Annotated in this window: 8 protein-coding genes; 7 read left to right on the top strand and 1 reads right to left on the bottom strand. The window is 62.2% G+C overall.

Going from position 1 to position 8592, the window contains the following annotated elements:
- The 5 genes from AB4Z11_RS14710 to AB4Z11_RS14690 all read left to right on the top strand — a co-directional run.
- A partial coding sequence (locus AB4Z11_RS14710) for a tetratricopeptide repeat protein (protein WP_442025992.1) occupies nt 1-310 on the top strand: 310 nt, incomplete at its 5' end.
- A 3-nt stretch (nt 311-313) separates the two neighbouring features.
- Nucleotides 314-982 carry a chemotaxis protein CheW gene (locus tag AB4Z11_RS14705; RefSeq protein ID WP_442025991.1) on the top strand — a complete coding sequence of 223 codons (669 nt, stop codon included), beginning with the start codon at nt 314-316 and terminating at the stop codon, nt 980-982.
- Nucleotides 979-3432: a hybrid sensor histidine kinase/response regulator gene (locus AB4Z11_RS14700; RefSeq protein WP_442025990.1), complete on the top strand. Its 2454-nt coding sequence runs from the start codon at nt 979-981 to the stop codon at nt 3430-3432. Before AB4Z11_RS14705 ends, AB4Z11_RS14700 begins: the two co-directional genes overlap by 4 nt.
- Nucleotides 3429-4454, top strand: a complete 1026-nt coding sequence (gene cheB / locus AB4Z11_RS14695; RefSeq protein ID WP_442025989.1) for a chemotaxis-specific protein-glutamate methyltransferase CheB — start codon at nt 3429-3431, stop codon at nt 4452-4454. The genes AB4Z11_RS14700 and cheB overlap by 4 nt, the downstream gene beginning before the upstream one ends.
- 18 nt (nt 4455-4472) lie before the next feature.
- Nucleotides 4473-5507, top strand: coding sequence for a diguanylate cyclase (locus tag AB4Z11_RS14690; protein ID WP_442025988.1), 1035 nt, complete (start codon nt 4473-4475; stop codon nt 5505-5507).
- 77 nt (nt 5508-5584) lie between these two features.
- Here the strand turns inward: AB4Z11_RS14690 and murB are convergent, their stop codons facing one another.
- On the bottom strand, nt 5585-6610 hold the full coding sequence (gene murB / locus AB4Z11_RS14685) for a UDP-N-acetylmuramate dehydrogenase (protein WP_442025987.1): 1026 nt from the start codon (nt 6608-6610) through the stop codon (nt 5585-5587).
- Nucleotides 6611-6745: 135 nt separating this feature from the next.
- On the opposite strand from murB, the gene AB4Z11_RS14680 reads away from it, so the two are divergent.
- Both AB4Z11_RS14680 and AB4Z11_RS14675 read left to right on the top strand, forming a co-directional pair.
- Nucleotides 6746-7231: a YajQ family cyclic di-GMP-binding protein gene (locus AB4Z11_RS14680; protein ID WP_442025986.1), complete on the top strand. Its 486-nt coding sequence runs from the start codon at nt 6746-6748 to the stop codon at nt 7229-7231.
- Between the two features lie 12 nt (nt 7232-7243).
- A complete protein-coding gene (locus tag AB4Z11_RS14675; protein ID WP_442025985.1) occupies nt 7244-8503 on the top strand; it encodes a nitronate monooxygenase in 1260 nt (419 codons plus the stop codon).
- Nucleotides 8504-8592 lie beyond the last annotated feature (89 nt).

Here is an 8592-nt window from a genome sequence, read left to right as displayed (position 1 = left end):
GCTGGCGCAAGCGCGCCAGCTCGCCGACCAGGGCCGCGTGAAAGAAGCGGAAACTGCCTGCAACGACCTGCTGGCGCGCGCGCCGGAAAGCGCCGAGGCTTATTTCATCCTCGGTCTGCTGGCCGAAACAGCCGGAAAGGCCGATGCAGCCGAACGGGAGCTGAAGCGCTGCCTGTATTTGCAGCCCGATCATTACGAAGCGCTGTGCCATCTTGCCCTGCTCACGGAGCAAGGCGGCAACCGCAGCGCCGCCGCGACATTGAAAGCGCGGGCGGCGCGCGTCTACCAGCGCCAGCATGCGAGCGGATAAACCATGAGCGAAATCGAGGACCTGAACGATTGCTGGAAGCGCATTGGCGTGGCGGGCGACCACAGCTGCGAGCTGCTGGCGAGCGCCGTCCATTGCCGCAATTGCGAAGTCTATGCCGACGCCGCGCAGCGCAACCTGCGCCGCCCCGTCAGCGAGGAGTACAAGCGCGAATGGGCCGAGCACTTCCGCGCGCCCGAAACAGATGCCACTGAGCGCGACGCCAGCCTGGTCGTGTTCCGCATTGGCCGCGAATGGCTGTCACTGCCGACTTCGATCTTTGTCCAGATTGCACCGGCAGCCACGCCGCATCGCCTGCCCCACCGCCGCGCGCGCGGCCTGCGTGGCGTGGTGAATGTGGGCGGCAGGCTGTATCCCTGCATGGACCTGGCTGAACTGTTCGGCATCGACGACCGCGAAGGAGAGTCAACCACGGGACGCTATACGTTCGCGCGCCTGATGCTGGTGCAGTGGGGCGAGCAAGCCTATGCGATTCCCGTCACCGAGATGTATGGCATCGCGCGCTATGCCGCCGGCGAAATCAAACCGCCCGCCGCCACCATCAACAAGGGATTGACGCGCTACCTGTCCGGCGTGCTGCCAATGAAGGACATGCAGATCGGTTGCCTGGACGCAGACCTGATCGGCCACCAGCTTGCGAGGGCTCTGTCATGAGCAGCGATAGCCGCGACCTGAGCCAGTTCTCCATGCTCGACCTGTTCCGCATGGAGGCCGACTCGCAATGCCAGATCCTGACCGACGGCTTGCTGGCCTTCGAGCGCCACAGCGATCCTACGTCGGTGGAACCGATGATGCGCGCTGCGCACTCCATCAAAGGCGCCGCTTCAATCGTTGGCCTCGACATGGTGGTGCAACTGGCGCACGGGATGGAGGACGCCTTCATTGCCGCGCAGGCGGGTAAGCTGAAACTGACGCCGAATCGCGTTGATGCATTGCTGGCAGGCGTGGATCTGATCATCCAGTGCTCGCGCCTCACTGATGCGGGCGTGCAGCCGTGGATGGGCGCGAATGCAGCGCTCATCAAAAAAACCATGGACGCGGTGCTGGGCATCGCCTTCCTGCCCGAGCCGATTTCGCCGCCCCCACCACCACCGCCACCTTCGTCCGCGGCAGTGCCGGTGCGCAGCGCTGACGCCAGCCCCGCCACACCCGGCGCAGCTATCGCCGGCGCGCCGCCGGCCGTGGACGCCGGTACATCAGCCAGTGCGATAGCCAATGCGCCGCCAGCGGCGAACGCAAGCGCGCACGTGGGGTCAGGCGCCAACGCCGGTGCCAGCGATGACGGCGGCGGTGGCGACAGCGATGGCGGTAACGCGCAAACGGCATCGGCGCCGCCGGACGAGCCGCAAGCTGCGCCGGCCGGCCACTCCCCGGCCGCGCTGCAGGCCACCCAAAGCTTCGATCGCCTGCTGTCGCTGGCCAGCGAGTCGCGCATCAATGCGCACCAGCTGCATCCGATGATTCAGGGCGTGCAGCGCTTCAAGCGTAACCAGGCCAGCTTGTTCACGGTGCTGGAAGACCTGCACGAAGCCATCTCACGCAGTACCGATCCTTCGTTGAAGGAAAAGTCCCTGCTGGCGATCCAGAAAAGCCAGCCGCTGAAGCAGTTCATGCTGGAGCACATCGCGGACATCGAAAACTACGAGCGCCGCCTGCTGACCGTTTCCGAAAACATGGTCGACGAAGTGCTGGCCATGCGTATGCGCCCCTTCCGCGACGGCATCCAGCACTTCCCGCGTATGGTGCGCGACCTGGCGCGCAGCCTGGGCAAGGATGTGGTGCTGGTGATCCATGGGGAAGACACCCTGGTCGACCGCGACATTCTGGCCAAGATCGAAAGTCCGCTGAACCACATTCTGCGCAACTCCGTCGACCATGGCATGGAAACGCCGGACGAGCGCGAGGCCGCAGGCAAGCCGCGCGCCGGGACCATCGTGCTCGAAGCGCGCCACCGCGCAGGCATGCTGAATATCGAAATCAGCGACGATGGACGCGGCGTCGAAATCGAAAAAATCCGCCGCTCGGTGGTCGAGCGCAAGATGGCCAACGAGCAGATGGCCGCCGCCATGTCGCAGGCGGAACTGATGGAATTCCTGTTCCTGCCCGCCTTCAGCCTGAAAGAAGGCATCACGGAAATCTCCGGCCGCGGCGTGGGCCTGGACATCGTGCATGACACCATTCGCCAGCAGAACGGCACCGTGCGCGTGGAGTCCGAGCCGGGCAAAGGCTTCCGCAGCTCGATCACCCTGCCGCTGACGCAGTCCATTGTGCGTGCGCTGGTGGTGGACATCAAGGGCGAGGCCTACGCCTTCCCTATCGTGAAGGTGGAGCGGGTGCTGACGGTCGACCAATCCGCCATCCATACACTGGAAAACAAGCAGTTCTTCGACCACAACGGCGAACATCTCGGCCTGGTCGCCGCCGCGCAAGTGCTGGAACTGGGCGAAATGGAAAACAGCGGCGATTTGCCCGTGGTTGTCGTGGGCAATGGCGCGCGCCGTTATGCCCTGGTGGTGGACCGCATCCGTGGCGAAGAAAGCCTGGCCGTGCAGGCCATTGACCCGATCTTCGGCAAGATGCGCGACATTTCAGCGGCTGCCCTGCTCGATGACGGCGAACCGCTGCTGATTCTGGACGTGCCGGATCTGCTGATCTCCATCGAAAAACTGCTGAACGAAGGCGGCCTGCATCAGCTGGCGCGCGCTGATCTGGCGGAACGGCGTAGAATGAAACGAATTCTTGTCGTGGACGATTCGCTGACGGTGCGCGAAATGGAGCGCAAACTGCTGGTCGGCCGTGGCTTCGAAGTCGATATCGCCATTGACGGCATCGACGGCTGGAACGTGGTACGCAGCGGCGAATATGACCTCGTCATCACCGACGTGGACATGCCGCGCATGGATGGCATTGAGCTGGTCAACCTGATCAAGAAGGATCTGCAATTGCACAAGCTGCCCGTAATGATCGTGTCGTACAAGGACAGGCCGGAAGACCGCGCCCGCGGCCTTGCTGCGGGCGCCGATTACTACCTCACCAAAGGCAGCTTCCACGACGAAACCCTCCTCGATGCCGTCACGGATCTCATCGGGGACGCCTACCGATGAAAATCGCGATTGCCAACGACGTCCCGATGGCGGCGGAGGCCTTGCGCCGCGTGGTGGCCAGCACGCATGAACATCAGGTGTTGTGGATCGCCCGCACGGGCCGCGAGGCAGTGCGCATGTGCGCCGAGAACCGCCCCGACCTGGTCTTGATGGACCTGAACATGCCGGAACTGGACGGCGTCGAAGCCACCCGCCAGATCATGGAAGAATCGCCCTGCGCCATCCTGATCGTGACCGGCCAGCCCAAGGACAATGTGAACCAGGTGTTCCGCGCCCTCGGCGCCGGGGCGCTGGACGTGACGGCCACCCCCATCCTGCACGGAAAAGCCGGCGGGGATGCGGAACTGCTGCACAAAATCAAAACCATGGACAGCCTGATTCGCCACAGCGGTGGCACCCAGTCCATGCAGCCCAAGCGCTCCTCCTCTCGCACGCAGCGCGACGTTCCCCTGAAAATGCTGGTGGCCATTGGCGCTTCCACCGGCGGCCCGGTCGCCATCGCCAAAACCCTCGCCGCCTGGACCCCGCCGCCCGATTGCGCCGTGGTCATCGTGCAGCACATCGACGAAAACTTCGCCGACCATTTCGCCAAATGGCTGGGCGAGCAGCTGGCCGTGCCGGTACGCGCCATCGAGCATGGCGACACCCTGCAGGCCGGCATGGTCATGGTCGCCAAAAGCAATGACCATCTTGTACTAGATGAATCGCTACATCTGGTTTACGATGTGAACCCAAGGGATTACGCATACCGTCCTTCGGTGGATGTGTTTTTCCGCAGCGTCGCCCAGCACTGGAGCCAGGATGCCATTGGCGTTCTGATGACAGGGATGGGCCGCGACGGCGCGGAAGGCCTGCTGGCACTGCGCCGGGCAGGCAAGACGACGATCGCGCAGGACCAGGCCAGCAGCGCCGTATTCGGCATGCCGCGCGCCGCCATCGAAATCGATGCGGCGCAGATGATCCTGCCGCTGGAGAAAATCGGCCCGATGCTGCGAAGTACGATAGGCGGCAAATGCAGTTAAAACTTAGAGCGAGTCCCGATGTCCCTGCTGAGCACTACGAACCCGGAATCCGATAAGAGCCTTACCCAGTTCAAAGTGCGAGTGCTGCTGGTGGACGATCAGCTCATCATCGTCGAGGCGCTGCGCCGCATGCTGTCGGCCCAGGACGATATCGAATTCCACTATGTCACCGAGGCGGACCAGGCGCTGCAAACCGCGATTGAGCTGCGCCCGACCGTGATCCTGCAGGATCTGGTGATGCCGGGATCGGATGGCTTCGAGCTGCTGCGCCAATATCGCACCCATGAATATCTGGAACACGTGCCGGTGCTGGTGCTATCCGCCCGCGAAGATCCCAAACTGAAGGCCCATGCTTTCGCGTCGGRCGCCAACGATTACCTGGTGAAGCTGCCGGACCAGCTGGAAATGCTGGCGCGCGTACGCTATCACTCAGACGGCTACATTCACCGCCTGCAGCGCGACCAGGCCTTCCGCTTCCTGCGCGAGAGCCAGCAGCAGCTGACGGCGGCCAATATCGAGCTGCAAAAGCTGGCCGCGCTGGATGCGCTGACCGGCMTTTCCAACCGCCGCCGCTTCGATGAAGCCATGCTGCTGGAGTGGCAGCGCGGCCAGCGCGAGCGCCAGCCACTGTCGCTGCTGATGTGCGATGTCGACTGCTTCAAGGTTTATAACGACACCTATGGCCACCAGGCCGGTGATCTGTGCCTGAAGCGCACTGCGGCCGTACTGACCGAACACCTGCGCCGCCCGGCGGATCTGGTGGCGCGCTACGGTGGCGAAGAATTTGCCTTCATCCTGCCGGATACGGACGGCGCCGGCGCCATGAAGGTGGCGCGCGCCTGCGTGCAGACCATGGAGCAGCTAAGCATTGAGAACCGCGATGCGCCGCATCGGGTGGTGACCTTGTCGATCGGCGTGGCGACCATGGTGCCGTCGAAACCATTCACCCAGGCCGACCTGATTGGCGCGGCCGATAACGCGCTGTATGCCGCCAAGCGCAACGGCCGCAATGGCGCAGTGGACGCGGCCTCAGTCCCCAGCAGCGCCGCGTGACCGCCACGGCGGGTCAATGACCCGCCCTACGCGACGCGCCGTATGACGGCGTAGGGCGGATCATTGATCCGCCGTGTTTAAACGAACACCGGCTCCGGTTCCAGCTGCACGCCGTAGCGCGCGGCGACGTCGGCCTGGATCGCAGCGGCGAGCTGCTTTACCTCCTCGCCCGTCGCGCCGCCATTATTCACCAGCACCAGCGCCTGTTTCGGATACACGCCTGCCGCGCCCAGCGAGCGTCCCTTCCAGCCGCATTGATCGATCAGCCAGCCGGCGGCCAGCTTCTCGCTGCCATCCGCTTGAACGTGATGCACCAGCGCCGGAAATTGCTCCAGCAGCTTCGCGCAATGCTCCGCGCTGACCACCGGATTCTTGAAGAACGAACCCGCATTGCCAATCTGCGCCGGGTCCGGCAGCTTGCGGCTGCGGATGGCGACCACCGTATCGGAAATCTGCTGCGCCGTCGGCGCAGGCAAGCCCTGCTCCGCCACCGCATTGGCCAGCTCCGCATAGCGCAGATTCGGCTGCCAGTCGCGCGGCAGTGCGAAGCGCACATCCACGATGATCAGCTCACGCCCCTCATGCTTGAAGACGGAATCGCGGTAGCCGAAGCGGCAAGCCGCACCATCCATCTCGACCAGCTTGCCGGAAGCCGGATCGAAAGCGGTCAGCGACAAAAATACGTCCTTGGTCTCGGCGCCATACGCCCCCACATTCTGAATCGGGGCCGCACCTACCGTGCCGGGAATCAGGGACAGGTTTTCCAGTCCGCCGAGGTCACGGGACAGCGTCCACTGCACGAACTGGTGCCAGTTCTCACCCGCCGCCGCCCGCACATGGTGGTGGGTGGCGTCGCCGGCCAGTATTTCACGGCCGTGTAGTGAAATATGTAACACCAGTCCCGGAAAATCGCCGGTCAGCAGCAGATTGCTGCCGCCGCCCAATACCAGGCGCGGCATGGCGGCCAATTCGGGGTCGGCAAAGGCAGCCTGTAATTGATCGATGCTGTTCACGCGCAAATATAGTTTTGCGGAAGCATCAATTCCAAAGGTATTGAAGGGCTTGAGGGAAAAGTTATGTTGCAGAGGGAGAGGCTGAGTCATATCTATGTCAAGAATTTGCCAGATTATAGAGGTAAAGCCTCAAAATCGACCGAGCGTTCGCCCCGATGTCCGTTAAAATGTCGCATCTTTTGAGTAGGCTAGCCTTAGCCGTTGCTTTATTGTAAAGGAATCCATATGCCATCGTTTGACGTAGTCTCCGAAGCGGACATGATCGAAGTGCGTAACGCCGTCGATCAATCCAATAAGGAAATCAGCACCCGCTTTGACTTCAAGGGCAGCGATGCGCGCGTTGAACAGAAAGAAAATGACCTGACCGCCTTCGCCGACTCCGATTTCCAGCTCACCCAGGTCAAGGACGTGCTGACCAACAAGCTGGCCAAGCGCAAAGTGGACGTGCGCTTCCTGGACGAAGGCAAGATCGAGAAGATCGGCGGCGACAAGGTCAAGCAAGTCATCAAGATCAAGAATGGCCTCGATACCGAGACTGCCAAGAAGATCACCAAGGTCATCAAGGAAAGCAAGATGAAGGTCCAGGCGTCCATCCAGGGCGAATCCGTGCGCGTGACGGGTGCCAAGCGCGACGACCTGCAGGCGGCCATGCAGCTGCTGCGCAAGGATGTGCCGGACACCCCGCTGGAATTCAATAATTTCCGCGATTGATTAAGGACAGTAATGAAACGTGTTGATGATTTCCGCCTGAAGTTTGGCGACAAAGAGTATGTGCCAATCATGATCGGCGGAATGGGCGTGGATATTTCCACGACCGAACTGGCGCTGGAAGCTGCGCGCCTGGGTGGCATCGGCCACATTTCCGACGCCATGGTGGAAGACGTTTCGGACCGCAAGTTCGACACCACCTTCGTCAAAGACAAGACCAAGCTGTACAAGTACAACATCCATAATATGGACAAGTCCGAAGTGCAGTTCGACCTGGGCCGCCTGGCCGAGGCGCAGCGCCTGCACATCGGCGACACGATGAAGCGCAAGCAGGGTCCCGGCCTGATCTTCGTGAACTGCATGGAAAAGCTGACCATGAACGGTCCGAAGGAAACCCTGCGCACCCGCCTGAACGCGGCGCTGGACGCGGGCATCGACGGCATCACGCTGTCGGCCGGCCTGCACTTCGGTTCTTTCGCCCTGATGGCTGAACACCCGCGCTTCCGCGAAGCGAAGCTGGGCATCATCGTTTCGTCCGTGCGCGCGCTGCAGATCTTCCTGCGCAAGAACCAGAAGCTGAATCGCCTGCCGGACTATGTGATCGTTGAAGGTCCGCTGGCCGGCGGCCACCTGGGCTTCGGCCTGGAAGACTGGAAGGAATTCGACCTGCACCAGATCGTGCGCGAGATCCTGGATTATCTGAAAGCCGAGAACCTGGATGTTCCCGTGATCGCCGCGGGCGGCGTGTTCACTGGTTCCGATGCGGTGTCCTTCCTGGAAATGGGCGCGGCGGGCGTGCAGGTGGCGACCCGCTTCACCGTGACCAAGGAATGCGGCCTGCCGGCAGAGGTGAAACAGGAATACTTCAAGGCCAGCGAAGAAGACATCATCGTCAACGGCATCTCGCCAACCGGCTATCCGATGCGCATGCTGAAGAACACGCCGGCCATCGGCGCGGGCATCCGCCCGGGTTGCGAGTCCTACGGCTATCTGCTGGACGCCACCGGCAATTGCGCCTACATCAATTCGTATAACCGCGAAGTGACGGCCAACGGCGGCAGCGACAAGGGCATCAAGGTGATGGACAAGACCTGCCTGTGCACCCACATGCGCAACTTCAACTGCTGGACTTGCGGCCACACCACCTACCGCCTGAAGGACACCTCGTTCAAGAAGCCGGACGGTTCGTACCAGCTGCTGACGGCCGAACACGTGTTCAAGGACTACCAGTTCTCGACGGATAATTCCGTAGCTTTACCCGAGAAAGAGTTCTAATTCCGTGGACGAAGCGGCGGGTCAATGACCCGCCCTACGCCTCTGGTGATGAGCACCGTAGGGCGGATCATTGATCCGCCATGCATACC

The organism is Pseudoduganella sp. RAF53_2 (genome assembly GCF_052113985.1).
Lineage (GTDB): Bacteria > Pseudomonadota > Gammaproteobacteria > Burkholderiales > Burkholderiaceae_D > Rugamonas.
Note: the sequence above shows the minus strand (reverse complement) of the source record. Positions and strands in the feature narration are given on the sequence as shown.

Excerpts from the sequence above, each read along its gene's own strand:
- murB (WP_442025987.1), bottom strand. The coding sequence starts at position 6,610 with ATGACTCAGCCTCTCCCTCTGCAACATAACTTTTCCCTCAAGCCCTTC.
- AB4Z11_RS14675 (WP_442025985.1), top strand. The coding sequence starts at position 7,244 with ATGAAACGTGTTGATGATTTCCGCCTGAAGTTTGGCGACAAAGAGTAT.
- AB4Z11_RS14705 (WP_442025991.1), top strand. The coding sequence starts at position 314 with ATGAGCGAAATCGAGGACCTGAACGATTGCTGGAAGCGCATTGGCGTG.
- AB4Z11_RS14680 (WP_442025986.1), top strand. The coding sequence starts at position 6,746 with ATGCCATCGTTTGACGTAGTCTCCGAAGCGGACATGATCGAAGTGCGT.
- cheB (WP_442025989.1), top strand. The coding sequence starts at position 3,429 with ATGAAAATCGCGATTGCCAACGACGTCCCGATGGCGGCGGAGGCCTTG.
- AB4Z11_RS14700 (WP_442025990.1), top strand. The coding sequence starts at position 979 with ATGAGCAGCGATAGCCGCGACCTGAGCCAGTTCTCCATGCTCGACCTG.